Annotated in this window: 27 protein-coding genes; 19 read left to right on the top strand and 8 right to left on the bottom strand. The window is 42.2% G+C overall.

Annotation, left to right across the window (positions count from 1 at the left end):
* Positions 1 to 28 precede the first annotated feature (28 nt).
* The 7 genes from ACFOHL_RS07510 to ACFOHL_RS07540 all read left to right on the top strand — a co-directional run bounded on the left by ACFOHL_RS07510 (position 29) and on the right by ACFOHL_RS07540 (position 4,865).
* The gene (locus tag ACFOHL_RS07510) at positions 29 to 757 is read left to right on the top strand and encodes a tetratricopeptide repeat protein (RefSeq protein ID WP_376919601.1); all 729 of its coding nucleotides are present in this window, start codon (positions 29 to 31) and stop codon (positions 755 to 757) included.
* Positions 754 to 1,158 carry a hypothetical protein gene (locus ACFOHL_RS07515; RefSeq protein ID WP_376919602.1) on the top strand — a complete coding sequence of 135 codons (405 nt, stop codon included), beginning with the start codon at positions 754 to 756 and terminating at the stop codon, positions 1,156 to 1,158. The genes ACFOHL_RS07510 and ACFOHL_RS07515 overlap by 4 nt, the downstream gene beginning before the upstream one ends.
* A 177-nt stretch (positions 1,159 to 1,335) precedes the next feature.
* On the top strand, positions 1,336 to 2,004 hold the full coding sequence (locus ACFOHL_RS07520; RefSeq protein WP_376919603.1) for a MotA/TolQ/ExbB proton channel family protein: 669 nt from the start codon (positions 1,336 to 1,338) through the stop codon (positions 2,002 to 2,004).
* 9 nt (positions 2,005 to 2,013) lie between these two features.
* Entirely contained in the window at positions 2,014 to 2,613 is a 600-nt protein-coding gene (locus ACFOHL_RS07525) for an ExbD/TolR family protein (protein ID WP_376919604.1), read from the top strand.
* A 2-nt stretch (positions 2,614 to 2,615) separates the two neighbouring features.
* Positions 2,616 to 3,143 carry an ExbD/TolR family protein gene (locus ACFOHL_RS07530; RefSeq protein ID WP_376919605.1) on the top strand — a complete coding sequence of 176 codons (528 nt, stop codon included), beginning with the start codon at positions 2,616 to 2,618 and terminating at the stop codon, positions 3,141 to 3,143.
* Positions 3,140 to 4,132 carry an AgmX/PglI C-terminal domain-containing protein gene (locus ACFOHL_RS07535; RefSeq protein ID WP_376919606.1) on the top strand — a complete coding sequence of 331 codons (993 nt, stop codon included), beginning with the start codon at positions 3,140 to 3,142 and terminating at the stop codon, positions 4,130 to 4,132. The genes ACFOHL_RS07530 and ACFOHL_RS07535 overlap by 4 nt, the downstream gene beginning before the upstream one ends.
* A gap of 58 nt (positions 4,133 to 4,190) precedes the next feature.
* Positions 4,191 to 4,865: a DUF4919 domain-containing protein gene (locus ACFOHL_RS07540; RefSeq protein ID WP_376919607.1), complete on the top strand. Its 675-nt coding sequence runs from the start codon at positions 4,191 to 4,193 to the stop codon at positions 4,863 to 4,865.
* Positions 4,866 to 4,964: 99 nt separating this feature from the next.
* On the opposite strand, the gene ACFOHL_RS07545 is transcribed toward ACFOHL_RS07540, so the two are convergent.
* From ACFOHL_RS07545 to ACFOHL_RS07570, 6 genes are all read right to left on the bottom strand, one after another.
* Positions 4,965 to 5,618: a hypothetical protein gene (locus ACFOHL_RS07545; RefSeq protein ID WP_376919608.1), complete on the bottom strand. Its 654-nt coding sequence runs from the start codon at positions 5,616 to 5,618 to the stop codon at positions 4,965 to 4,967.
* 102 nt (positions 5,619 to 5,720) lie between these two features.
* On the bottom strand, positions 5,721 to 6,497 hold the full coding sequence (locus ACFOHL_RS07550; RefSeq protein ID WP_376919609.1) for an RES family NAD+ phosphorylase: 777 nt from the start codon (positions 6,495 to 6,497) through the stop codon (positions 5,721 to 5,723).
* On the bottom strand, positions 6,497 to 7,321 hold the full coding sequence (locus ACFOHL_RS07555) for a hypothetical protein (RefSeq protein WP_376919610.1): 825 nt from the start codon (positions 7,319 to 7,321) through the stop codon (positions 6,497 to 6,499). Before ACFOHL_RS07555 ends, ACFOHL_RS07550 begins: the two co-directional genes overlap by 1 nt.
* Positions 7,322 to 7,787: 466 nt before the next feature.
* Complete coding sequence (locus ACFOHL_RS07560; RefSeq protein WP_376919611.1) at positions 7,788 to 8,072, bottom strand: TIGR03643 family protein; 285 nt, start codon at positions 8,070 to 8,072, stop codon at positions 7,788 to 7,790.
* Positions 8,073 to 8,185: 113 nt separating this feature from the next.
* Positions 8,186 to 8,818 carry a CPBP family intramembrane glutamic endopeptidase gene (locus ACFOHL_RS07565; RefSeq protein ID WP_376919612.1) on the bottom strand — a complete coding sequence of 211 codons (633 nt, stop codon included), beginning with the start codon at positions 8,816 to 8,818 and terminating at the stop codon, positions 8,186 to 8,188.
* A 109-nt stretch (positions 8,819 to 8,927) separates the two neighbouring features.
* Complete coding sequence (locus ACFOHL_RS07570) at positions 8,928 to 11,114, bottom strand: exonuclease domain-containing protein (RefSeq protein ID WP_376919613.1); 2,187 nt, start codon at positions 11,112 to 11,114, stop codon at positions 8,928 to 8,930.
* Positions 11,115 to 11,521: 407 nt separating this feature from the next.
* On the opposite strand from ACFOHL_RS07570, the gene ACFOHL_RS07575 reads away from it, so the two are divergent.
* The 7 genes from ACFOHL_RS07575 to ACFOHL_RS07605 all read left to right on the top strand — a co-directional run bounded on the left by ACFOHL_RS07575 (position 11,522) and on the right by ACFOHL_RS07605 (position 19,514).
* Positions 11,522 to 11,713 (top strand): CPXCG motif-containing cysteine-rich protein, encoded by a 192-nt coding sequence (locus tag ACFOHL_RS07575; protein WP_376919614.1) that lies wholly within the window; start codon positions 11,522 to 11,524, stop codon positions 11,711 to 11,713.
* Entirely contained in the window at positions 11,703 to 12,353 is a 651-nt protein-coding gene (locus tag ACFOHL_RS07580) for a flavin reductase family protein (protein ID WP_376919615.1), read from the top strand. The genes ACFOHL_RS07575 and ACFOHL_RS07580 overlap by 11 nt, the downstream gene beginning before the upstream one ends.
* A gap of 324 nt (positions 12,354 to 12,677) precedes the next feature.
* Positions 12,678 to 12,968, top strand: coding sequence for a high-potential iron-sulfur protein (locus tag ACFOHL_RS07585; RefSeq protein WP_376919616.1), 291 nt, complete (start codon positions 12,678 to 12,680; stop codon positions 12,966 to 12,968).
* 390 nt (positions 12,969 to 13,358) lie between these two features.
* Positions 13,359 to 14,141 carry a delta-class carbonic anhydrase gene (locus tag ACFOHL_RS07590; protein WP_376919617.1) on the top strand — a complete coding sequence of 261 codons (783 nt, stop codon included), beginning with the start codon at positions 13,359 to 13,361 and terminating at the stop codon, positions 14,139 to 14,141.
* 169 nt (positions 14,142 to 14,310) lie between these two features.
* Entirely contained in the window at positions 14,311 to 15,558 is a 1,248-nt protein-coding gene (locus ACFOHL_RS07595) for an HD-GYP domain-containing protein (protein WP_376919618.1), read from the top strand.
* Between the two features lie 86 nt (positions 15,559 to 15,644).
* On the top strand, positions 15,645 to 18,284 hold the full coding sequence (locus ACFOHL_RS07600) for a hybrid sensor histidine kinase/response regulator (RefSeq protein ID WP_376919619.1): 2,640 nt from the start codon (positions 15,645 to 15,647) through the stop codon (positions 18,282 to 18,284).
* Between the two features lie 135 nt (positions 18,285 to 18,419).
* Positions 18,420 to 19,514, top strand: coding sequence for a PAS domain-containing protein (locus tag ACFOHL_RS07605; protein ID WP_376919620.1), 1,095 nt, complete (start codon positions 18,420 to 18,422; stop codon positions 19,512 to 19,514).
* Between the two features lie 35 nt (positions 19,515 to 19,549).
* Here the strand turns inward: ACFOHL_RS07605 and ACFOHL_RS07610 are convergent, their stop codons facing one another.
* Positions 19,550 to 20,005 carry a DUF2721 domain-containing protein gene (locus tag ACFOHL_RS07610; protein WP_376919621.1) on the bottom strand — a complete coding sequence of 152 codons (456 nt, stop codon included), beginning with the start codon at positions 20,003 to 20,005 and terminating at the stop codon, positions 19,550 to 19,552.
* A gap of 411 nt (positions 20,006 to 20,416) precedes the next feature.
* Here ACFOHL_RS07610 and abiEi point away from each other — a divergent pair, with 411 nt between their 5' ends.
* Genes abiEi through ACFOHL_RS07625 form a run of 3 tightly spaced genes read left to right on the top strand, consistent with a single transcriptional unit; the run spans position 20,417 to position 22,115 of the window.
* Positions 20,417 to 20,941 carry a type IV toxin-antitoxin system AbiEi family antitoxin gene (gene abiEi, locus ACFOHL_RS07615; protein ID WP_376919622.1) on the top strand — a complete coding sequence of 175 codons (525 nt, stop codon included), beginning with the start codon at positions 20,417 to 20,419 and terminating at the stop codon, positions 20,939 to 20,941.
* A 28-nt stretch (positions 20,942 to 20,969) separates the two neighbouring features.
* Positions 20,970 to 21,857: a nucleotidyl transferase AbiEii/AbiGii toxin family protein gene (locus ACFOHL_RS07620; protein WP_376919623.1), complete on the top strand. Its 888-nt coding sequence runs from the start codon at positions 20,970 to 20,972 to the stop codon at positions 21,855 to 21,857.
* Positions 21,858 to 21,893: 36 nt separating this feature from the next.
* Positions 21,894 to 22,115, top strand: a complete 222-nt coding sequence (locus tag ACFOHL_RS07625; protein WP_376919624.1) for a hypothetical protein — start codon at positions 21,894 to 21,896, stop codon at positions 22,113 to 22,115.
* A 17-nt stretch (positions 22,116 to 22,132) separates the two neighbouring features.
* Here ACFOHL_RS07625 and ACFOHL_RS07630 read toward each other — a convergent pair whose 3' ends face one another.
* Positions 22,133 to 23,110 carry an integron integrase gene (locus ACFOHL_RS07630; protein WP_376919625.1) on the bottom strand — a complete coding sequence of 326 codons (978 nt, stop codon included), beginning with the start codon at positions 23,108 to 23,110 and terminating at the stop codon, positions 22,133 to 22,135.
* A 223-nt stretch (positions 23,111 to 23,333) separates the two neighbouring features.
* Between ACFOHL_RS07630 and ACFOHL_RS07635 the strand changes: the two genes are divergently transcribed.
* Together ACFOHL_RS07635 and ACFOHL_RS07640 are read left to right on the top strand one after the other, a co-directional pair.
* Complete coding sequence (locus tag ACFOHL_RS07635; protein ID WP_376919626.1) at positions 23,334 to 23,591, top strand: hypothetical protein; 258 nt, start codon at positions 23,334 to 23,336, stop codon at positions 23,589 to 23,591.
* Between the two features lie 448 nt (positions 23,592 to 24,039).
* A complete protein-coding gene (locus tag ACFOHL_RS07640) occupies positions 24,040 to 24,354 on the top strand; it encodes a DUF5992 family protein (protein ID WP_376919627.1) in 315 nt (104 codons plus the stop codon).
* Positions 24,355 to 24,427: the final 73 nt, after the last annotated feature.

The raw sequence follows: 24,427 nt of genomic DNA on the forward strand, positions 1-24,427 counted from the left end.
TTGCTTGACTCTTAGTGCGTGCTCTTCTTTGAGTAATGAACACCAAGGGCATCGCTCTGCTGATGAAGCAAGTGTGCAGTCGTCGGGAAATTCAACAGAAACGTCATTAGTGACGACAGAGCAATCACCAGAAAACATGCTTGTTGCTCAACTTATTAGCCAGCCAAATTTGTATCGACAATCGCAAGTGCAGCTTGATATATCGCAGCGCAATATAATGCTTAAAGCCCTACGTGCATATAAAGATGGCGATGTAAAAGGTGGCATGCACTTGATTCAAGAAGCAGAACAAGCAGGGCAACTGAATAGTGCGGCATATGTGCTAAAAAGCGATTTGGCTATGGCAGCGCAAGATGAGAAGGAAGCCTTAGCCCACTTGCAAAAGGCATTGCGTATAAACCCTTACAACTACATTGCGTGTAACAGACTTGCTCATTTAATGCGTAAACAGGGTAATTTTGCTCAGGCTCTGAGCCTTTATAATCGAGCGATAGCTGCGGTGCCCAGTGATGCCGGATCATACCGGAATAGAGGTATTCTGTATGATTTATACATTCAAGACAAAGCTGAGGCATTGGAAGATTACAAACGCTATCACGCTTTGCTTGAGCATCAAAGACAAGAGCGGGTAAGCGAAAAACCACTTTTGAAAGCCATCGACAAAGACATCAAACAAGTAAAAGGCTGGTTACTTGACCTATCAAGGCAGTTACAAGCAATAGAAAATACACGTGAAATCAAGGGTGAGGCAGAATGAAGCATCTAAGCAAATTGTGCGCGACACTATTATTCGCAACTTGTCTTCCCTTTGCTGATGCGCAAACAGCAAACGATGCCACGACAGTTGGTACAGAGAAAACAGATCCCATTGCACCAACAACATCACAAAGTCCTGACACTATTTTGCGTTTACAAGATACTATTCGGGCAAACACCGAACAACCTCAAGTGCTAAGCATTGTGCCATGGCAATTACCAACACATAAGCGTATCGAAAACAGCGCTGATTGGCAGCCCCTTGTCAATACTGTCCCAGTTATTGAACGCAGTCAGTTCTTGCGCGAATTGCGCTTGTCCACCACGCTATCAAAGGCGAATAACATTGGGCTAACCAGGGATCTCAGTACCGATCCAAACGATGCACAACCCGAAAGGTAGGTATATGTTTTCAGACCAAAAATATAATTGGAATACACGGGTGACAAAGCAAACACAGTATAGTCGTCTGCATAGTTTACTGTGGACAGAAAACAGCAAATTTGCGCCCTTGCTATTCGTTGGCAGAGATAGCGTGATTCACCACAGGCATCCACACATTGTTTGGAGTTATTTACCATGGATATCTTAGATACCATTACACGTTTTTTTCAGGAAGGTGGTTCTTTTATGCTACCAATCGCAATTGTTTTGGCAATTGGCTTAGCGATTACACTAGAGCGATATATTTACTTGCTCTCTACGACAGCAACGAACAAACGTGTTTTTAAGGATATTGAGCCCTTGTTGATAAAACAGCGTTTTGACCAAGTTTTGCAAGTGGCGACACAAAGTAAGGCGCCGATTGGCAGAGTAGTTGCCGCGGGTATTGCGCGCTTAAAAGTCTCACCGCGACGTGAGGATATTGAGTATGCCATGGAAGAGGGCTTGATGGAGACGGTGCCACGCTTAGAAAAACGCACGCCCTATCTGGCTACCTTGGCGAATATAGCGACTTTATTGGGTTTGCTCGGCACAATTATCGGACTCATAGCCGCTTTTTCGGCAGTGGCGAATGCGGATCCGTCTGAAAAAGCAAGTTTGCTTTCTTCTTCAATTTCGGTCGCTATGAATACAACTGCTTTCGGGTTAATTTCTGCGATTCCACTTTTGGGTTTTCATGCTCTACTGCAAACAAAAACCACTGAGATTGTAGACAGCATGGAAATGGCAGGGGTGAAGTGTTTGAACAACATTATTGCGACACAAGCGATTTCTCCTAAAACACGTTCAAGCGATGTTGCTTAGGAAGCACACATGAAAGTGCGTGGAAATAGACGATTGAAAAACGAAGAGGCAGAGCTCGATATTACCTCTTTTATGAATTTGATGATTGTTTTGGTGCCCGTATTGTTGATGATGATGGTGTTTTCCAGAATTACGGTGATTGAGCTTAATTTACCCGGAGTGAGTGAGAATGCCAACCCAGAAGACCTTGCTAAAGAAGTATTAGAAGTACACCTCACCAAGAACAGTCTAGACGTATATTTTCCACAAGGATATTTAGTCGAGTCGGTGCCGGTTTTGATAGCAGATAGCATAGCAAAAGAAGGTGACCAAGCTAACTTGTCTTACGCACCCAACTACGATTTTCAAAGCTTGCAAACAATACTCAAACAAATGAAACAAACTTTATTGGCTAAAAACGTAGACAAAAAAGATATCACCTTACTACTGCCACCCGATACAGATTATCAAACTATTGTGACATTGATTGATACAACCCGGTCATACAAAGAGGTCGTAATAAACTCAGTGGTTGATGCAGAGTTATTTCCTGAAGTGTCATTAGGTGATGCAATCTCCAAAAGTGCAGGTGTTACTTCGTCCGAGACTGCTAGCAAGGATAGGACTTAATTATGAAACAGTCTATGCGGGCAAAAAGGATGGTGAGACATCACCGGCGAAATCAAGCCAAGTCTAAGTTAAGCTTAGTTTCGTTGATGGATATTTTTACTATTCTCGTGTTTTTCTTAATGTTAAATGCATCAGATGTGCAAGTTTTGCAAACAAACGATGCTGTCTCTTTGCCTGTTTCAAATGCAAATACGCCTGCTGCAGAAACACTGCTAATGTTAGTCACACCAACTGAAGTAATACTTCAAGGTAAGTTTATTGCTGATAGCCAGGACATGGCAGCAGGCAGCCCGAACGTCGTCACTAGGTTAAAAGAAGAACTTGACTACCATACTCAACGAAAAAGCCAATTAAGCGAAGAACAGAAGCGTCAACAATCGATTACCATTATGGGGGACAGTCAGGTTAATTACGCCTTGTTGAAACGAATCATGCAAACTTGTGCAGAGTCTGGATACACGAATGTAGCCTTGGCGGTAGAAAACAAAGAAGATACAGGTAGCGCACTCAGTGCAGGTGGTTTGCAATGACGACGATTGCATACAACAGCCAGTTACCTTGGGATAGCGCGGCAAGCGAGAATGCTCGGTTTAGCAAAATCAGCATTGCGTGTTTACTTCTAACATTGGGATTTGCAGTGTATGTCAGTATGCGGGCTTTACCCGATATACCGAGAGAACAAAAAGACACCTTGCCACCACAGCTTGCAAGAATACTGCAAGCAAAAGCACCGCCCCCACCACCCGTGCCGGTTGAACCCGAACCTGTTCAGGCCGAGCCCATTCCACCTGAACCAGAGGCGCTGGAGCCTCAAGTCACCCCCGAACCTGTTCAGGTCGAACCTATTCAGGTCGAACCCATTCAGCCTCAAGAGGCCGTGCCTGAGTTAAATGACACAGAAAAAGTGGTTCAAGCAAGAGAGAGCGCCAAAAGCAAAGGAGTCCTGGCCTTATCCGATACGCTAGCGAGTATGAGAAAAACAAGCAGTCTACAAAACATGACGGATACGCAACAAACTATCGGAGGCGGGCAAGCAAACCTTACTCAACGTGATACCATTGCTGCGCCAGAGCTTGTGACCAGTGGAGGCGTTCAAGCTGATCCTGTTTCGTCTGATATAGGCGCGTTGGGACAGCTAGAAGGGCGCCGAACTACCGAGTTTGTCGCCGCGAGTGAGGGTGAGGCAGCGCTTGCCACTAAGCGAATAGTCAGTAAACAGCAGGTAGTGGGAAATCGGGATTTAGATAAAATACGCCAAACATTAGATGCAAATAAAGCGGCAGTTTATGCCTTGTATCGCAGAGCACTCAGGCAAGATCCAAGCATTGAGGGCAAACTGTCAGTTAAGTTGGTCATATTGCCAGATGGTTCGCTTTCTACTGTGACCTTGGTCGATTCAGAATTAGATGCGCCTGAACTCGTAGAAAAATTGTTACAGCGCATAGGATTAATCAATTTTGGTGTAGAAAATGTGACAAAGACAGAGTTAGAGTACGCATATAATTTCCTGCCTTATTAACCCTGTCACGATTCTTGTGTAAACTTAGTGAGCAATTGTTACTACTAAGGTTTTGTCCATGTTAGGGCGCATGATTTTTTTTGTCGTTATTTGCCTTTTGGGGGCGTGTACGACTACCCAGCAGCCAAAAGAAGCTAAACAGATACTTAACTACGCCAAGAGCGACGCGGATTTTCAAGCCTTGATTGCAAAAGTTAGACAGCAGTCTGCCAAGCCAGAAGATATTGATAGAATGCTGCGTTTATACCCCCTTACATCGGGTTATGCACCGCAAAGTGCTGTGGAACAACAAGCCAAATTGCAGTCACAGCAATTCATGGCTGCAAATCGTTGGTTGAATTGTATTCAAGTGAACAGGCAGCTATTGCAGATTAACTATACCTCTTTGACTGCGCACTATGGCATGGCAGTTTGTTCGCAAAACGCAGGGGATGAGGTGTCAGCCAAGTTTCACAATTGGGTTTTGGATGCTTATATTGAAGCCATTTGGCGCTCAGGCGATGGGCAAACGTCAGACACGGCTTTTTATATCAATAGTACAAACGACCTCTACGCATTTATTCAATTACATCAGCTCGTCGCCGTAGAGCAAGAGTTGATTTATCGAAATCAACTACCGATCCAAAAGGTGGTGGTACAAAACCCCGAAAACAAAAAAAATTACACGTGGTATTTTGATATGACGGCGCAATTCAGGCGCGCGCACATTGATAAACTGGAGGGAAAAAGTTGAACAATTTCCCTCAATCTCATTACACGAAGTCACGTTAATCGACGCGAGGAAAGCCCAGAAAGCGCTAAGTGACCCCTTCAAAACTGATTAAGAAAAGATTTATACGCCGCTTGTGCTTGCATCCAGGTAAACAACAAATTTTCCTGCCCAAGTATCCATAAGTTGGCTAAACCATCCGTAATTAATGGCATTATCCGTTTCAATAAAATAGTTGTCTAAGCCGCCAGCATTGCGCCGGTCTTCGATTTCAAAAATCACATTATTATCAGCACCCGCCACAGAAATTAAGATAGACGATTGCCCAATATTTCTAACTAAAATATGCTCGCGGATGAGCTTTTCAGGTCCATTGATATAAAGATCTTTTAGCTGAGCATCAACGATGAGCGCGCCTGATTCGTACTTGTCCAGTACTTGCCAGCCCGCATCACTAAGGCGGTTGACTAAGTGTTTCTTTAAGGCTTTGCTGTAATCGGCTAGCACTCTTTTTTTGTATTGCTCGGTCGTTTTTCCTTTAAACTCACGCAACCAATCATTGCCAAAATTCGCGCTTACCTCAGCAATATAAATTTTTCTGCTTTTGGGTATTGACGCGTTTTCCGCCACTCTTAAAGAATCGAAGTGCGGAGTACCAATGCTCTCCAATGAATCTGCGCCTCGTTGAATCAGAGCTTGAGCATGTGCAGCAAACATCATTAGCGGGACGAGCACGGCTAGTGTGTACAGTTTATTGAAGGAAAGTCGGGTAAGCATGATCAATGTATCCTCTATGTATACCAGACTAAAAGTATAGACTAGCTTTTGTTTTTTTGCATAAAAAATAAACAGAAATGTGAGCTTGCTACACGGAGGGAGTTATCGGAAATAGTGCTTGTATAGTCTAAATTCTGGCATTGTCGTGTCTAGGTAGGCGAACAAAGCTTTATCTATTTTGACACCAATTGCGGCGGCATCGGGTACCCAAATACGCAATTCAGAGAGTGAAAGCGCATCAAAGTTAGCTTTTTGCACAAATCCAGTAGGGTCGATCCTGTTTTCAAACAGAACATAGACAGAATTGTTATCCTCTTGCCTTGATAGCCAGTGTAATCCTTGTATTCGCGTATATTTTTGCAGTGCTTCGGAGGCGAAACGGCAGGTCTCTGGATAGTATCTTTGCTTACTATAAATAAGATCTCCTTCGCTGATTTTGTAGTGATTTTTGTCTGTATCGTCAAGAAAGGGCGGTGTGAGCGCCAAAAGCGATAGCGTATTGTTAATTTCTATAGTGACTCTCTCGAGGTTCACAATACTATTATAGGTAAGCTGTGTGGATGTTTTGCCCCTGACTAAAATTTCAGCATATGCCGCTCTATCTGTTGAAGCTAAATACAAGGTTGGCACGATCTTTCGTTTGTCATCGACAACTGGCGCAAAGCGAGTACCTGCCACAACTTTTTTTGATGCGTTCAGCAAGCGACCATATTTGTCAAACGTAAAACCAGCATATGGGTTAAAACTTGTTGATGGGTATGAGCGTGGGGGCTGCTTGTCCAATACTCTGTGATACACGCCAGGTTGCAAATCAAACGGTGGTGGCTCTTCGGGCAGTGACCAAGACAATATAGGTTTTGAGTAGCGACCTTTTACCATTACAGCGCATACCTACCGGCATTTTCTGCCCCTGCTTGTCCTGCCAAATACAGTAGTTCATCAAAGGCCTCACGTTTGTGTAGAAGATCAGCGGGGGTTAGGTCGCTATCATCGTCAATTGGCGAAGTAAACCAATCGTAGAGTAACCAACTTTCTGCGTCTTGATCCCAATCATCAGTCAAGGCGCTGAGTAAATCCTTAATAATTGGATAAACCTTCTTTCTGGTTTGATCAATCTGAAACAGCGGTACACGTTTTGTCCCGTTGAAAAATTCTACTGTGAAAAGGTCTTTCGCAAGTTCTGCTTTTTTGATTTCTTTTGATGCATTCGAGCGATTTGTTATCCCCATGACTAGCGCTGCTTCAGTCATAGAGACAAGTGGATATTTTTCTTGTTTGGCTTCTATCGATGCAATGTTTTTTCGTAATAAAATAAGCTCAGGTCGATGCTCTTTCGATGCTACCAAGGCTCTGTGGAGATTCATTTCCTCTTCAGACGCAAAGAAAGGTAAATCGGATTCTTTTTTGAAACGATGCTTAAGCTCTGGTCGTTGCTTCACTTCGTTTAAAATCGCTCGTTTTATTTCCGTACGCGCTAAAGTTTCGATGTTGTTTTTTTTCTGATTTACATGTTTTCTCATCGCAGACAGTAAGGCAATCATACCTGCCTGAATTAGAGACTCTCGGAAAGTCGCGTCCTTCAATCCATCTGCTAACTGTGTCGCAAATCTTGTTAGGTAAGGTGAGTATTTTTTTATCAGCCTTACTTCCAACTGTTCCACAGACTCACTGTTTTGCATACTTACTCTTAAATCTTTTCTCACTGTTTGCACCTTCGTTGTATTGCCCAATACAGACACCAACCTAACTGCTTAACTTGCTATATAACCTGAATTCGGGATAAGCAACTCCGTCCAGCAGTACCCTAGATCACGATATCTGCGTTGCTCAAGGTTGAAATAACTCATTAGTCCTTCACTAGAGCACCTTGATATCGAATTTACCCCACTACTGGGTAGTGGATTAAAAAAAGAACAATAAATTCAAAAGTTTGCAGAATTTCTTATTCCAAGTTCAGGTTATATACAAAATACTAGTACGTATGTTGCTAGTGTAACACGTATTTTTACTTCACGCTAACAACGGAAATCGGTGATTATCGTGTATTGCAAAAAACTGGATTGAACCAATTGCAAATGTAAAAAATGAGACCGAAATATAGCTAGCGAGATGATTCGCTCACAGTGTAAATTCCTATTATACACCTTATATATCGAGGGTAATTCTACACTAAGCGTTACGCTTAATTTTATATTGAGTAGAACAATAGCCTCTCAATATTTTGGGGTTGCGTAAGGAGGCATGTTTAGACTTTCTGCCGCTCACTCTTGCGCGCCAATTATTAAATGTTTTTCGCTTGATGTTTTGACGCATCAAGGCGATGACTTCTGGCTCCGATAAGCCATATAGAGATTGTATGGCTTCAAATGGAGTACGGTCTTCCCAGGCCATTTCGATAACTCGCGACAAATCTTGCGCATTCAGTGATGTAGGTGTTTTGGTGGGTTTTTGCATGATTTGAAAAATGCTTTATTTGAATCTTGGAGTTTTTACCAGCGGTAAGGATAGCTTGATCACATGACAGAAAATAAAACATCAAAACTGTGGATGGGCGTGTCAATGAAGCCTTACATATTGGGTTGTGTTAGTAAAAAAGCCCCCAAGCCGATGGTAAAAAGAAAACTCCCCCACATGCTGTGCTCAATGATGACTACCAATGTGGAGCGTGTTTGTATGTAACGGTAACCAAATATTAACCCGCCAATCCAACTTAAGGCGACGGCAATCCAGTTGCCATAGACAATGTGTGCTAGCCCAAAACAAAAACTACTGAGTACCAGTCGCACCTGCTTAGATGGCAAGATGCGTTTGTAGCGATGAAAAAAATAGGTTCTAAAGATTATTTCTTGAGGGATAACCGACACTAATGGATAAATAATTAGCGTGAGTAACCACAGTGAGCGGTTTTCTGCTGGTAGTGCCAAAAAATAGCTGGGATAAAAGAAGTATATTGTAAAGCCTATTAAGCATGCCCATGGCGCGAAAAACCGAAGTGAAGCAATTAAATGGAGTTTAATATCTTGAGTATGCCATAGCCGAAAACGTTTAAATTGCTTGTCTGCGAGCAGCATACCTAGGCAAGCTATACCGATAATACTGAGCATAGGCATCAGCCAAGTATCAATATCTTGGATCAATGTGACAACAAGTATCGGCGATATAAAAAACAAGCCAAACATTTCTATCCAGCGCTTAAGCATTAGTGTTTACTTTACCTATGTAACGGAGTGAAACCGACGAAATAGTGTACTATATGACATTTTTATGACAACAAATTGTGTTAGTCATCTATCGGCAGTAACGGTAATTTTATGAAGTCGATGCGTTCTGTTTTTTCGCCTGAACCAGACGCAATAGCTCACTTGCTGCATATGCATCAGACATGGCGCGGTGGTGTTGGCTCATCGCAATATTGAAGTGCTGACATAAATTGGCCAAAGAATAAGACCGTAGACCTTTATAGTACTTGCGCATTTGTTGCACTGTGCAAAGTTTTGGACGGCGCCAAACACGGCCAATTCGTGAGAATTCTTCGCGTATAAACCCGTAGTCAAAGTTGACATTGTGCGCCACAAAAATCGAATTTTCTGTAAACGCATCAAGTTTTTCAGCAATATCTGCAAAAATTGGCGCATCAGCAACGAGTTGGTTGTCAATGCCGGTTAGTTCAGTAATTTTATTAGGAATCCGTCGCATAGGGTTAATGAGTGACTGCCATTGGTCAATCACTTCTCCGTTGCGTATTTTAACTATGCCAATTTCGGTGATCTTGTGATTTGCCGCTCGCCCGCCGGTAGTTTCTATATCGACTACAGCATAGACTTGTTGTGGATCAAAGTTAAAATCAACGGTGGTAATATGAACGTGTATACCCGCCTCGCGCAATTGTTGAATGCGCAAAAGCTGGTTGCGACGAAGTGAGTCGCCCTCTGCTTTCACTTCTTCAAAGCGCAGACCCGATGGGGAGCTTACCACTAAGTCGGGAAAGCCATCGCGTGTACGTCGCCAATCTTTTGCCATACTGCGTAGCATTGTTTTAAGGTGGGAAATGTCGGTGTTGTCCAGCACTAAGCTGATGCTATCTATTAATTCTGTTGACCAGCGGAAAAGATATTGCGTTTTGCCAAGTTCTTTTGAGGCCATGCTTAGAATATGCTTTTTCCAAATTAAAGACGAACTAAGTGAACTGAGGACGTTTTCAATTTCGTCATGCGCGGTATCATAAAAATTGTTTTGTTTGAGGCATTCTGGCAAGAAATCAAATTCAGTGAGTAAACCCAGTTCATTGTTTGCAAATAGAATTTTCCAGAATGTGAGACCAAACAGACCTCGCCACAAATTGTTTTCGGCCACAAAGGCATGGTGACCTTGACTTCGGTATAGTTCGACTAAACCTTGCTCTACCCGACCTTTGTGCACTTCGTCGAGCGTCAATTGACGAGTGTCATGGCGCAACATATCAGTCAGCACACTAGTACGTTTTTTTTGGAACTTACGGGCAAGAAAATCTTGTGCAAAAAGCAATAAGCGTTCATCAATTGGTTGCTTGATGATAGCAAGCAGGTGCTTTTCTAGCGCTTTAAGATCACCGTCTTTGTGTATTTCTCGGCACCATTTTTCTTGTGCTGCCGGATGTTTACAATTGAACAAATGAGAGAGTGCGTCAGTGCGGTTTAGTGGCAATAGCTTCAAGGCAAGACGATATAAGAGTTTATGCTGTAGCTCGTCTGTGATGGCGTCGATACCGACTGGTAGTTGCTCGATCAAGTCGTCAATTTGTTTTGCGCTATCAGGAATAAAGTGCTTTTCTTCTCTAAGCATCGTGTGCAGACGAAACAGAGTCATAGCTTGCTCTTTGGAAGTATATCGCGATATTTGTGTGGGAGATGTGGTGTTCACCTCTCTAGTCTTTAATACGCCCAAATCCCGCATTGAAAACTGATTAAGGCGGTCTCGGCAGTTGCCGAAGTACAGAAACAAAAAGTAGTTGATGACAGGATCTGCGTTTCGGGCAACATACGCCTTGGCTGTGGCAGAAAGCGTGATTTTTTTTACAGGCAAACGCTTACAGCTGCTAAGCCAGTCTGCTTTTGACGCACTTTTTTTGGGTGCTAGTGCAGCAAGTTTCGTTGTTTTACCTTCCGACACGTTGACGCATTCTTCATGCAGTTGGTGAAGCTCCTGTTTAGTTAACACCTCTAACAAAGCTAAGGCGTCGGCTTCCGTTACTGATCGCAGCCAGCCTTTTTCTTGAAGTGATGTTATTAATTTCGTGATGTTACTTAGTTCGCTAAAGCGTAAAGAGCTCGTTAAAATAAACGGATGTTTACGGTTAATACAACGCACAAGTAAACACTTTTCGTCATGTGAAGCTTGGGAGTATACCTCAATAAAAGCATGATGTTCTTTGCCTAACAGAGCTTTGTTGTGGCTGACAATATAGCTTAAAAACTCGTTAAAGTGCTCAAGGTAATAGTATGTAGGTAGTTCGCGCAAAACATGCCTTCGTAGGTAAAAAATTATCTGTCGCGTCAGCCCAAAAATAAATTGGGGCGTTGAGCAACGCACAATATTTTCGATATATGCTCTATCTAAGCTATATGCCGCTTTTGACAGCGGTCTTAAATGATACTGTGTTAATATACAGTGTTTGTCAAGGGTTCATGAAGATGAATCGAGGATCGTGTTATACAGCACAGAATAGGGGTCACTAGAATCAAAATTTGTTTTTCACGGATGAAAAACTAAAGTGTATATGGACATACTTGCCGCGTTTTTGATTCTAGTGACCCCTATTCTGTGCTGCATATTCCCCGTCGTTGCGATAAATCCAAATAATGCTAAACAGAGTAACTAAACATTGTAATAAAGCTTAGTTTACGCCGAATAGGGTGGGTAGAGGGATGAGTTTAAGCCATGCTGATACATTTGAGTGTCCTTATTGCATGACACGCAATGATATCGAAATTGATTTAGAAAATGATGTTGGTCAAGAGCAGATTGTAGATTGCCAAATATGCTGTTCGCCTATTGAGGTATCGATTGACGACAATGGCTTTGAATTATCGATAACTGTAAAACGAGATGATGAATAACACGATGATAGTGACACAAAATGATATTGAAAACATGGACAGTCGCTATCGAGCGCACTTTGTCAATTGTTTGTCCGGTTTCAAAAGTGCCAATCTTATCGGTACCTGCAGCAAGGATGGAATTGATAACCTGTGTATTGTTAGCTCGGTTTTTCATCTTGGCTCTCACCCTCCACTATTGGGGATGATCATGAGACCACACACAGTGCCAAGAGATACCTTAAAAAATATTAAGGATACCGGACAATATACCGTGAATCACGTTCATGCAGCATTGTTTGAGCAAGCGCACCAAAGCTCAGCCCGCTACCCAAGTGAAGAGAGTGAATTTGCGCACCTGAAGCTCAATCCACTAAGATCTTCTTGTATGTCCGCTCCCTTTGTAGCGGAAAGTCATCTTAGAATAGCACTTAAAGTACGCGATATCGTTGAAATAGCCGCCAACAACACTGAGTTAATTATTGGTGAAGTGATCGAGGTCAATGTGCCGGATCACAGTGTGCTAGAAGACGGCTTTATTGACTTGGAGGCGCTCAATACTGTGACTGTATCGGGTTTAGATAGTTATCACCAAACGACTTGTTTGGATCGACTCAGTTATGCAAAGCCCGATACCCCCCTGACTTCGATTAAAAAATAGTGTGAACATCAAAAATTACACGACACTTTAGAGGCAGTTTATTGCAGATTATTATTTTGTCGCATGCTTAGCGGTTGATTCTCTTCAATTAATTGTAGATCTTTTCAGTAAGTGTATTAGTATTAAGTGCAAAGACTATATCCTTCTTAAGTCTAAGAAATGGTATAGCGATGGATATCCACAAATCTGAACACAGTGCTAGATACTAGGCTAGACAATATAGTTCGGGTTAAAAAAGGCTTACTTTGAGGTAAGCCTTTGTTGTTTTTACGACAAGATAAAAACGAATAATTATCATTATCAGCCTACCAATGAGGAGATGTTATGAAACAATTTGATCGCCGAGGCTTCTTAAAACTCTCTGGATCGACGCTAATTGGCATGACCCTGGGTGGTGTAGCATTGAGAGCGAATGCACAAGAGAAACTATCTCTTGAAGATCCTACTGCCGTTGCACTCAAGTATACACACGAGTCGAAAGAAGAAGGCCAAAACTGCGCAAACTGCATGTATATTCAGGGCGAAGACGGTGCTGAATGGCGACCTTGTGGTATCTTCCCTGGAAAATTAGTCAGTGCCAAAGGATGGTGTAGCGCTTGGATGAAAAAGGCATAGCTTTTTATTGCGTTAATATGTACTGATTGCATAAACAATGTTGTTGTTTAAAAGTCCGTATTTACGGGCTTTTTTTATTCAAGTAATGTTGAACCACTACACAGTTTATTTCGAATAAGTGTGATTTATCTTCGTATTTTTCGATTGATTAGTCAGGTATTTATTGTTACTCGCAAGACGGAATAAGGCTTACACTTGCGCAAGTTTTTGATCTTTTGAAAGTTATTTCGTCTCGATATGACTATAAGCAAAGTGTTAATCAGGAATTTTGGGCGTGATTGAAGCGACGGCCTCATCAAGTAGTCGAAAAACCTGAACTATCTTGCTGTCTATCCGTAAAGGAAATAACAAGAAATATACAACCAAACTGTTTTACGACTAGGAGTATCGATGAAAAAAATTGTGTTAGCGAGCTTGTTATCAGCAATGAGTTTTGCGTCCATTGCCAACGTTTGTCAGGGTTACGGACCACAAACTCCACGAGACATAGATTCTTTGGAAGGAACAAATAAGCGAATCTTCAGTATTGCACCGCCTTCTGAGCAAATGAACCTATGTAATATTCACTTTCATAACAATGCTGAGCATAAGGCAAAGGATTTTTCTATCTATGCTGGCGAAGGTAAAAATGGCTATGGCGGTGGTTACATGTGCGGTATTAGCAAGGACTTGACACCCGCCGAACTCAAACCAACTGCTGCAAAAGTATGCGGCGGACTTAAGCCCGGCGATACCATTGAAATGCACTGGGTACATTCCTCTTGTGATGTGAAGCCCGGTGCAGGCTTGGGTAGCTGTTTGTCAGACAGTTGTGCAAACCCTAACTTGCGAGTAGAAACACAGGTATTTACTTTGGTTAATGACAGTGCGGCCATGGATTTCAACGATATGGATTATGATGGCAATATGAGTAACGGTTACCATCAGGCTAAGATGATCCCGAATACGACGGGCGCGCCTGTTGAGTTTTTGGGGTCAACAACGGGTCCATCTTACGATGCATCTCAAAAATGTTCACCGTTACAAGTCACATGGTCTGTTCGCCCACAATGTGCAAAACTTGATATTAACTCTATTGCGAAGTGGTGTGAAAGCAATGAGTTTGAAGAGAAGAAAGCACACGGCGTACGTCAACTCGTAACGGACAAGCGTTTACTTTCAGTCATTCACTAGCCAGTTACAACTTCACGCCATTGAAAAAGCCGAGCCTAGTATCGGCTTTTTTGTTGTCTGTCTTAAACCAACTACTTCAGTAGGTGGTTATCATTTTGAGTTAAGCAAACCAACAGCATTTTGTTACGCTGCCGATAGGTAGGTATATGATAATTACAAGATGCTTTAGATGACACACTCCACCTTTCTAACTATCCCTATTGATGAGCTCAAACCAGGCATGATGGTGCACAAAATTGGGCAACAAACTGGCAATTTGACGGTAAAAAGTAGAGGCCGAATAAAACACCCTGTTGTGATCAATCAACTTATTGCTTGTGGGGTGCAAACTGTAGTCATTGAGCGCACGAAACAAGTCACACAACAAACTATAGAAGCGCTTAATAAGAGGCGAAGTACGCTACAAGACAGCGTCAAAAACAAATCTGCAACACATATTGCGCCACTCAAAAGTGCAAGTAATACCCACAACAGTGTATTAGTGCCGCGCTCGACATCGGAAGAGTTTCAATATGCGGAACACCTTGTTATTGAAAGTAAAGAGTTATACAAAATTCAAGCATTGCGTGCTGAAAAAGGCCTATCTATAGACATCAGCGAGGCCTTAGCGCTAGTCAATGAGGTATACGACAGTTTACTTCGTAACCCCAATGCTTTGTTGTGCGTGAGCATGTTGAGAACGCAAGGCGAGTATTTTGCCAATCATGCCACTCACGTTGCTATCTTGTTGTGTTTCTTTGCTCAGCAACTTGGCATGTCTGAGCGAGATTGCAAACGTTTGGCAATTGTCGGCTATATATTTGATATTGGTATGGCTAAGATACCTGCAAATATAGTCCGCAAACTAGATAAACTCACCGTAGACGAGCAAGCCGTCATTCAATCACATGTAGAGCACTCCCTAGATTTAAGTGCCGGCTTAAAGCTCGACAATGAGCAAAGGCTTGCCATTGAACAACATCACGAGCGTTTGGATGGCACAGGATATCCATATGGGTTGGAAGGCGAAGAAATTCATAAACACGCCCGAATGCTAGCGATAGTTGATTGTTATGATGCCATTACCTCAAACCGACCTTTTCAGAAAGCGAAATCCCCTGCCTCTGCTTTAAAGGTAATATGCAATCGCGATTTTGGTTATGATCAGAAACTGGCGATAAAGTTTGTACGCAGTATTGGTATCTACCCCGTCGGTTCTCTTGTTGCCTTATCAAACAAAAAAATTGCTCTAGTAACAGAGTTAAACACCGAAAAACCGCTAAAGCCAAAAGTCAAAATATTGTTCTCGACAGCCAGTATGCAAAAAGTTGAGCCATCGTTGATCGATCTCAATGACGAAGGGCAAGATGTTACAATCTTGAAGCCCGTTATTGCAGAACATTACGGAATAAAACAATATGAAATCGATTTTAGTTAAAAAAATAATCAATAAATAATGCCAAAGTACTAAAAATTGGATAAGTTTGACTATACACATAGCCAATTTTTACTTTAGCCATATTAATGACGAATTTTTTGCAGCGTTTTTATATTGCCACTGCCTTGATGGTATTGTCTGTGACTTCGTCTGCTGTACCCACAAATATGCTGATTGTTTATCATATTGGTAATGATGATAAGTTGTATCAGGACTTCGAAAACGCCCTAACTGACAAGCTCAATACTAGTGTCGGCAGCCCGACTATTTTTGTAGAACACTTAGATTTACAGCGCTTTTCGTCGGTGGACTATGAAAAAAGTGTGCGCGCTTTGGTCATGGAAAAATACGCGAATATCGAATTAGATATTGTTATTTTTAACTCTGTCGCAGCAGCAAAAGTGTTTGACTTTGAACATCCCCTACTCGCCAATGCACATAAATTTATTCTTGAGCGAAGAGATGTATCGCCGTTCCTAGCCTCGGAGTATACGTTTAATCTGCGCTTGCATCCCGACTACACCAAACTTATCGACGTGGCTTCTCGGTCAACCAACAGTGAACATGTGTATTTGCTGACACCTGATGATCGTCAAGACAGTCAGCTTGAACGAATCAAACAGCAACTGTCTAGTGATGCGCAAAAAGTCAGTTTCATTCCACTTATTAATACTGCCCAAGCTATTAATGCGCTATCAGGTTTAGATCAAAGATCGCCGTTGATTCTGATGTCTAATTACTCGTTGAGCGATGGCGAAATATTAAACCCCATGCAAGTTGCTCGGCGCATATCAAGAATTGTGAATCAGCCTGTTTTTGTCGCTTATGATTCGCTTATTTTTGAAAACGTTGTAGGTGGGCATGTTGTTTCTTCAAGTTTAACTGCAGATTTCCTTGCAGAGCAAATCAAGCGCTTGCTAAGTGGATATTCTGTGGATACTCAAATTGATAATGTGTACAGCGATGTGTTCAATTATCGCGCACTCAATTTACAGAGACTTTCAGCAGACAGATTACCGCATGCGCACCTCATCCTAAATAAACCCGCCAGTATATTTGACCTGTTTCTACAAGAATTGATGTACATCGTATTTGTGTTGTTGATTTTAAGTGGTTTAGTGGTCTTTATGCTGTATTCCAACCGTTTACTTCGCCTAAAACAAGATCAACTAGCTAATTCTCAAATTAGTCTTCAAAGAATTCACAAGCGCATGGATGTGGCAACCAACGCGACACAGATAGGTATTTGGGAGTTTGATTTAGAAACGAGTAAATTATATTGGGATCAGGCCATGCATAGCCACCATGGCATGGAGGCTGAGCGTTTTAATCAAAAACTCAGCAGTTGGTTAGACATACTGAACGTCCAAGATAAGGTGCAGTTGGAAGCGCTAGTAAATGAATGTATTCAAACTGGTAAGTCTTGGAAGCTCAGGTACAGCGTTGTTGTGGGTAATACAACCAAATACCTAGTGTGCAACGTAGCCGGCGTAAAAGACAAAAATGACAATGTGATTCGATTGGTGGGAACGGTGCTTAACGTTACCGATAGCGAATTACATCAACAACGTTTGCAGGAACAGCGCATAAAAGCAGAGCAAGCTACAAAGGCTAAGTCAGAATTTTTAGCCAACATGAGTCATGAGATTCGCACGCCTATGAATGGGGTGATTGGAGCAGCCGATCTACTTGCCAGCACTCCACTGAGTGAAATGCAGGCGCAGTACGCAAATATGATCAAGTCTTCTGCAGGTGGTTTGTTACATATACTGAATGATATTCTTGATCTGTCAAAAATCGAGAGCGGAAAACTAGACATTGATCCTGCGCCGTTTGAGTTGAAGACACTTGTGCAACAAATTATGTCTAGTTTTACACTCGAAATTGCGCGCAAAAAGCTCAAATTTAAGTTACATCATTCCAGCTACATACCCGATGTCGTCAACTCTGATGCGCTTCGTATTAAACAAGTCCTGTTTAATTTAATTGGTAATGCAATCAAATTTACCAATGAGGGCATGATAACCTTGAGTATTGAATTTGTGCCGATTACCGGCGACGCTAATGCAGGCAGCTTGCAATTTACTGTAACCGATACGGGTATTGGTATACCCAAAAGCCATCAGCAACGGATTTTTAAAAGTTTTGAACAAGTAGCGTCAAACAAGGATTATATAGCTAAGGGAACAGGTTTGGGTTTAAGTATCTCGAAAAAACTGGCACAGCTGATGGGTGGGGATCTGTCCTTGAAAAGTGAAGTTGACGAAGGGAGCGCTTTTACACTCCTTGTACCGGTTACGGTTGCCCCGAAAGATTCCCTTAATAAGCTTGATTCAAATGTAGCGATAATACCCAACTTAAAAGCCAAGCGTATTTTGGTCGTTGATGACAATGACATCAATCAAACCATTGTTGGGCAAATGTTAATTGACTGCGGTGCGCATGTGCAGTACGCCAAAGATGGCAGCAAAGCGGTAAGTATGTTTAAAGACGAACACCCCGATTTGATTTTGATGGATTTGTTAATGCCCGTCATGGATGGTATTGAATCTACTAAGGCAATTAGAGCGTACGAGGCGGAAAAGCAATTGCCTCGTACCAAAATTATTGCACTTACTGCGCATGCTCTCAAAGGCTATGAAGAGAGCTGTAAGGCCGCCGGCATGGATGACTACTTAACAAAACCCGTTAACAGGAACGAACTATACAAAGCTTGCATGGAATGAGGATGAGAAAAATAGCCAAAAGTCGCAAACTAGAGTGAGATAGTTCAATTAGTTACGACACTACTATGTATAAGTATTGTATTCGTTTTGGTCGGCAGTTAAGCCAAAGCATATTCCGATTAGGAAGCGCTGTACATGGTAAAACTCTGTTTATTTTTTATTTTCGATATTTATACTCTGCTTTCTCCCTTCACCAAAACACCGATGCTACCCATAAATTTGACAGATGTAGCCGTGCAATCCTCAAACGTTTCTTTTGTTACGTTACGCTTAAATCACAATTTTCCTAGTATCGCGGCCTCAGATAATGCGCTTACTCAAGTGGCTCAGCCAAAGCTTGCTCAGAAAATCTCTATGTTACTTGCCAATGGCAACAGCCAGTTTAGACTAGCCCTTGCCGTGTTTGGTGTGCTGTTGGCACTGATAATATGTTTATTTTTTTGGTACCTCAGGCTCAAATTTATACAAAAGCACCTTTTATTCCAACGTGGTGTCATAAGCCGTAAAATCGAGTCTCAAAAATTGGCTCTGCATAAGGCCAATGTGGGGGTGTGGGAGCTAGATTTAACCACAAATCAGATATATTGGGATGAGCAAGTTGCCAAAATACATGGATGGGCTTTTGAGAGCAAAGTACTGTCACTGAATTCTTGGCTACAGATGTTGCACGAAGACGAGCGTGCGCCATTTGAACTGGCAATGTTGCAAGCAGGTAGAAGCGAAAAAGAATTTTGCGTTGACTATCAAACTGTCACCCCAAGTGGCTTAATCAAGCACTGTCGAGTGTGCGGCGCCTCTGCTTACTCTGGCGAAGGGCAAAGAGATTCACTCGTAGGAACGGTTATTGATTTGTCAGAAAATATTGAAAAAGAGGCGGAGATTGAAGAGGCAATTACCCACGCAGAACAAACGTTCGCGGCCAAATCAGCATTCATGTTGACTTTTTGCCATGGCATGAAAAGTCCGATACACAATATCCTATGTATTGCGAATATTATGCAACTGACTTCGTTACAGGGTAGTCAAAGAGCTTATCTTAGTATGCTTAAATCATCTGCAGAAAAACTGATTCGCTTTCTGTCCACCATGACCAGTTTTTCTAAAGAAAGTGAGGGCAGAATTGGTATTTCTTATGATGGATCCTGCGTCAATGAGTTGGTAGCGCGTTCTAGTCAGCAACTAAAATACACATCACAATATTTGGCAAAACTAAGAGACTCCAATCAATAAATCGGGTAAATGCTCAGTTTTTGATAGATCTAGCTTCAATCACAAAAATTGGTTTCAGGAATACGCAGTGTTGCACTTGCAATCCCTACTTCGATAAAAAAGCAAATTAAGCCACCAAAAATGGAACTCATAGTAAACATGTATAAAAACAATATTATGGAGTCCAATGGAACCGTCACTATACCGTTGAGCAATAGCAATATAACCGTTAAGCACACGAATATTGCCGCCCCAGTCAAAAAGTTAATTGCCCAGTTAGCAAAACGCATGCGACGCCTTAATGCGTTTAGCTCTTTACATTGGCGCTGATTAAATTCAACAATCGTACCTAAGAACCGCTGTTCTTCATAATACCGAGCCCGATCGATAACCCGAGCTAAACGACCCGTAACAACATTAAGCATCTGCCCGATGGCGACTAACAGAAAAACGGGTACTAAAGAAAGCTGAATGAGCTGAACAACAGAAGTGTTATCTACATGTATTTCCAAGGGTTTACTCTATACTTGTACGCTTGGGGCGTGAGTTGAATTTATCGATACTTAGGACAAAAAGGTCTTTAGCACGCTTATAATACAAAATTCCCAATAATTATAAAGGGTGTTTAATATAATAGTCGTGACTCCTAAACTGCCTGCACTGCTTATCAAGTGCCGCTTGCTACCGATTTCACGTATTTGTGAGAAAACATTCTTTTCTGAAACGCCAGACCTTTCTGCAAGGAGTAAGCGTGCTGTTCTTTCTGGTAAGGTATTATCAAGCCTTAGGTTCGGAGAGCTGTAAGTCCATCAAAAGGTCTACAAATTATTACCTATAAGGTCACTTAATGTAGACCATTATCTTGCGTAAGACTAAGGATAGATCTACACTAAGTAACTTATTTGGTAACTTAGTGTAGACCTATGGCGAAATCCGATGAGCTACTAAACGTATTCGCGAAAGCAGTTCGCGCTGGTGGAGGTGTTCACAGTGCAAGTGAGCTGGCTTTTATGTTGGGGGTGTCATGTGACCCTGCTTTCAGAAAACTCCTAGCGGATAGCGTAAAGAAGAGCCTACTAAGACGGGTGGTGAAAGGTTTCTATGAAAGTATGATTACCCCCCCTGAGCCTGAGACCGCCATTTATAAAATCATCAAAAAGTTACGTAGTGGCGTATTGAATTACATCAGCTTAGAGAGCCAGCTCAGTCATACCGGCGATATTTCGCAAATTGTGATAGGCAGGGTCACGGTGATGACTAAAGGTCGAAGTGGGTGTTTTGATACGCCTTATGGTGTGATCGAGTTCACCCATACTAAAAGACCCGTCGATCAAATCGCCCCTAATTTGTATTATGACTCCGACATCAAAATGTATCGCGCACTCAAAGAGCAAGCGCTTGCAGACCTGAAGCACTGCCGTCGCAATCTACATATGGTGGAGAGCTAAGTATGGTGGAATGTGTAGGAGATAAAGTATGCTGAAGCAACAAATTCGCCAAATCATACAGTCAAACCCTGACTATGCAGCAGTCACGCCCATGATAGAGAAAGAGATCTTGCATCATGACATTATGGACGTGCTGATCAAACAAGGCGTTTTGCAGCGATTAACCTTTATTGACGGCACCTCATTACGCATGTGTTACAACAGCAGTAGGTTGTCAGAAGATCTCGATTTCAACGGTGGTCATGACTTTAAACCGTCTGATTTTGATGGGTTGGAGTCCGAGATACAGACTTATATTCAAAATAAATATGAAACTGAAGTTTGGGTAAACAAACCCTCTGGCGAACAGCAAGGGGATACCGTTTCGTGGAAGATTAGTATTGTGAAAGAGCCTAATCGTCCTGATTTACCAAGGCAAAAAATGCATATTGATGTCTGTGCAATACCCTCATTCGATATCGAAAAGCGTCCGTTAATCAATCACTATGACATTGTCGTGCCGACTGAAGGTATCTTGGTCCCGGTTCAGTCACTACAAGAAACACTGGCCGATAAGCTTATCGCGTTAGCGTATCGAGCAAGGCGCATTAAACCTCGTGATATTTGGGATATTGTTTGGATTAAGCAGCGCGGAATTGATTTATCCAAGATATTGGTTGAAAAGAAACTCAGCGCTCGACACAAGCAAATAGATGACTTTCGACAGGCACTCTCTATTGCGTTAACCAAGCTAATGTCGGAAGAGGAAGTACACAATGACTTCAAGATGCAAATGAGCCGCTTTATCCCTAAAAAAATTAAAGAAAGAACCTTGGATAACCCAGAGTATTGGGCGTACGTTCAGGGTGAGGTAAAAGCCATCGCTTCTGAGCTACTTCATGATGGCAAACCAAAAAGTCCCTTTGATATGGGCTGAGCAACGTGCTTTTACCATCTCATTGAAAAGCATTTTGTGCTTGATCGCAGTGCCGGTGGGGTAGATGCAGATTTTTCGCTTGAGCCAAATGAATTTGCTCTACTCACAGAAGAATGCAAACGCGCCTATGAAGCTTTAGGCGAGGTAAAGTTTGGCGGCACGCGCAACGAACAAAAATCTAAACAGTTCAGACGTTCATTATACGTTAGCAAGCCAGTTGCAGCAGGTGAAGTGTTTACTCAAGAAAACTTCGCGTAATCCGACCCGGATATGGCTTAGCACCCAAGCATTACGACACCTTTGAGTGGGCTGACTACGGCATTTCCGCCTCGGTGCAGAATATGGGTATATATTTGGGTAGTTCGTAAGTCTGAATGCCCTAATTGTTCTTGGACGGTCCGTATATCAGCGCCGTTTGAAAGTAAGTGAGTGGCAAAAGAGTGTCGCAAAGTATGTGGCGTCACGGTTTTATTAATTTTGGCTCTTTGTGCGGTGCTTTTGACCGCGCGCTGTATGGTTTTGGGGTCGATATGATGCCTTCGTAAAGCACCATTTTCTGGGTCATTTGACAATTTGTATGACGGGAATAAGTAGTGCCATTTAAGATCATATGCGGCATTTGGGTACTTCTTTCTGAGACGATGCGGTAAGTACACACCATCGTAGTTAGAGTTGTTCGTATCGAGATTAAAGTACACCCTCGCTTGTTCAATCTGCTTGAGAATAAGTGGGATCAGGTCATCGGCCAGCGTGACAATGCGATGTCTGCCACCTTTGCTATTCCAAACACGAACAGCCTTGTAGTCAAAATCGATATCTTGGCAGCGCAAGCGAAGGCATTCCATTAAGCGAAGCCCACTCCCATAAAGCAGTGCTAAAGGTAATTTATGCGCGCCTGAAGCTACAGCAAAAAAGTCAGCTACTTCGCTAGGTGTGAGTACTACAGGGAGCTTTGGTGGTGTTTTACTGCGAATAAATCCCAAGTCGGGATCAATTGGTATTTGCACAATCTGCTTATACAAAAAAGCAAGTGCATTCAGCGACAATGCTTGCGTATTCATCGCAACCCCTTTGACCGTCGCTAAATGTGTTAGGTACGTTTCTACCTCAACGCTTCCCATTGTGTTGGGGTGCTTGTAGTTGTGAAAACGAATAAAGCCCTTAATCACAAACAAATAGCTTTCAATCGTGCTTTTAGCATACCGTTTTCGATACATAAAATCAGAGATCTGAGTCAAAAATTTAGAAGACAAAATTAACTACATCCATGAAAAAGTTATCCTTGTCGCATAAGAGCACTTTTGCGACACTAGAAATCAATCACCGTAATGTGAAAAAACGACATTCCACAGAACGCTTGCCATTAGCGGTGTGAGGAAATATAGTGAAGAAAGAATAAATTTTATACGCGACCTTGGGACAGAAAACTTATCCACAGGTACGCTTACAATAAATTGTTAAGTGTCTAAATAGAAAATGAAGCTATTTTGGAAAAATGATAAGTGGGAATTTTTCGGGGCATGTGGAGATGGCCAGAAATTCGAAATTCATGGCATCAATGTCTGGAAGCACGATTGGGTTTCCTTGAATGAGCCCAAGGCAAAAGTTAAAGATCCGCGTTACGGCCAGAGCTTTGAATTCCATGTATATAAAATGGAGCATGAGGGTAAGCAGGTTACATTCGCAGCAGGTGAGTTTTCCAATTGCATGTGGGGTTTCTATGTGCGTGCATAGTTCAACACTTAACAAGTTGCTGTTGTCGCCGCTGCGCGGCTGGGACCTCCGTTACGCTGCGCTTCACTCCGGCCCCAAAGCAAGGCGTTCTTGGCCACGGGCACGAACAAATTTTGTTTATAGAGTAGGATTGTGCATTGGCGTTCTGTAGCGAAGAACAGTAGAAAAGTTTGAGCATTTATGACACGCTTTTAGCGTCTGCGATGCACGCAGAAAAACAGTCGTTTTGCTGTCGGACAACTCAGCCGCTAAAAGTGAGGCATCAAACTATGATAGAAGCCCGTGGGGCGACGAGGTAACATGCAAAGATCGTCACTGCATAAGCTGAGCATCGGAGAAACATGAGTAGAGAAGAGGTTGTCTCCCAAGAACAAGCTGATGACGGGGACAAAATACCTAAACGGCATTTCGCCCCGTATCTTGGTTATTATGTTCTATAAGGAAATTTATGAAAAAGTATTTTTTGTTAGCGTCAATATTCCTCGCCTCCTCAGCTTTTGCTGGACAATGGCTACCAGAATCGGCAGTAACACAAACGGAAGCACGAGATGGTAGTTGGTTTTCTGTCATATTAAGTAATACTGATAGCTTATGCCCTTCGAATAGAGTTATTTTTCGAAATGGTACGTGGCTGAATCAGGAAGGAGTTAATCATCATTATAGTATGATATTAGCAGCAACTATGGCTCAAAAAAATATCTCTATTCATGTTGAAATTGAAAATAGCGAATGTATTGGCCGGATAAGTGTCGTAAAGCCGTGAAACATAACACATATGAGCCTCGGGGCTGTCAATAGATAAAACTAATCCCTTGATCATTTTTTCAAGATCAATC

It is taken from the genome of Agaribacter flavus, from assembly GCF_042646125.1.
Classification (GTDB): domain Bacteria; phylum Pseudomonadota; class Gammaproteobacteria; order Enterobacterales; family Alteromonadaceae; genus Glaciecola; species Glaciecola flavus.

What these genes read in the sequence shown, in the direction of transcription:
- ACFOHL_RS07515 (WP_376919602.1), top strand. Translation starts at nt 754, where the DNA reads ATGAAGCATCTAAGCAAATTGTGCGCGACACTATTATTCGCAACTTGT.
- ACFOHL_RS07520 (WP_376919603.1), top strand. Translation starts at nt 1,336, where the DNA reads ATGGATATCTTAGATACCATTACACGTTTTTTTCAGGAAGGTGGTTCT.
- ACFOHL_RS07525 (WP_376919604.1), top strand. Translation starts at nt 2,014, where the DNA reads ATGAAAGTGCGTGGAAATAGACGATTGAAAAACGAAGAGGCAGAGCTC.
- ACFOHL_RS07530 (WP_376919605.1), top strand. Translation starts at nt 2,616, where the DNA reads ATGAAACAGTCTATGCGGGCAAAAAGGATGGTGAGACATCACCGGCGA.
- ACFOHL_RS07535 (WP_376919606.1), top strand. Translation starts at nt 3,140, where the DNA reads ATGACGACGATTGCATACAACAGCCAGTTACCTTGGGATAGCGCGGCA.
- ACFOHL_RS07540 (WP_376919607.1), top strand. Translation starts at nt 4,191, where the DNA reads ATGTTAGGGCGCATGATTTTTTTTGTCGTTATTTGCCTTTTGGGGGCG.
- ACFOHL_RS07545 (WP_376919608.1), bottom strand. Translation starts at nt 5,618, where the DNA reads ATGCTTACCCGACTTTCCTTCAATAAACTGTACACACTAGCCGTGCTC.
- ACFOHL_RS07550 (WP_376919609.1), bottom strand. Translation starts at nt 6,497, where the DNA reads ATGGTAAAAGGTCGCTACTCAAAACCTATATTGTCTTGGTCACTGCCC.
- ACFOHL_RS07560 (WP_376919611.1), bottom strand. Translation starts at nt 8,072, where the DNA reads ATGCAAAAACCCACCAAAACACCTACATCACTGAATGCGCAAGATTTG.
- ACFOHL_RS07565 (WP_376919612.1), bottom strand. Translation starts at nt 8,818, where the DNA reads ATGCTTAAGCGCTGGATAGAAATGTTTGGCTTGTTTTTTATATCGCCG.
- ACFOHL_RS07575 (WP_376919614.1), top strand. Translation starts at nt 11,522, where the DNA reads ATGAGTTTAAGCCATGCTGATACATTTGAGTGTCCTTATTGCATGACA.
- ACFOHL_RS07580 (WP_376919615.1), top strand. Translation starts at nt 11,703, where the DNA reads ATGATGAATAACACGATGATAGTGACACAAAATGATATTGAAAACATG.
- ACFOHL_RS07585 (WP_376919616.1), top strand. Translation starts at nt 12,678, where the DNA reads ATGAAACAATTTGATCGCCGAGGCTTCTTAAAACTCTCTGGATCGACG.
- ACFOHL_RS07590 (WP_376919617.1), top strand. Translation starts at nt 13,359, where the DNA reads ATGAAAAAAATTGTGTTAGCGAGCTTGTTATCAGCAATGAGTTTTGCG.
- ACFOHL_RS07595 (WP_376919618.1), top strand. Translation starts at nt 14,311, where the DNA reads ATGACACACTCCACCTTTCTAACTATCCCTATTGATGAGCTCAAACCA.
- ACFOHL_RS07600 (WP_376919619.1), top strand. Translation starts at nt 15,645, where the DNA reads ATGACGAATTTTTTGCAGCGTTTTTATATTGCCACTGCCTTGATGGTA.
- ACFOHL_RS07605 (WP_376919620.1), top strand. Translation starts at nt 18,420, where the DNA reads ATGGTAAAACTCTGTTTATTTTTTATTTTCGATATTTATACTCTGCTT.
- abiEi (WP_376919622.1), top strand. Translation starts at nt 20,417, where the DNA reads ATGGCGAAATCCGATGAGCTACTAAACGTATTCGCGAAAGCAGTTCGC.
- ACFOHL_RS07620 (WP_376919623.1), top strand. Translation starts at nt 20,970, where the DNA reads ATGCTGAAGCAACAAATTCGCCAAATCATACAGTCAAACCCTGACTAT.
- ACFOHL_RS07635 (WP_376919626.1), top strand. Translation starts at nt 23,334, where the DNA reads ATGAAGCTATTTTGGAAAAATGATAAGTGGGAATTTTTCGGGGCATGT.
- ACFOHL_RS07640 (WP_376919627.1), top strand. Translation starts at nt 24,040, where the DNA reads ATGAAAAAGTATTTTTTGTTAGCGTCAATATTCCTCGCCTCCTCAGCT.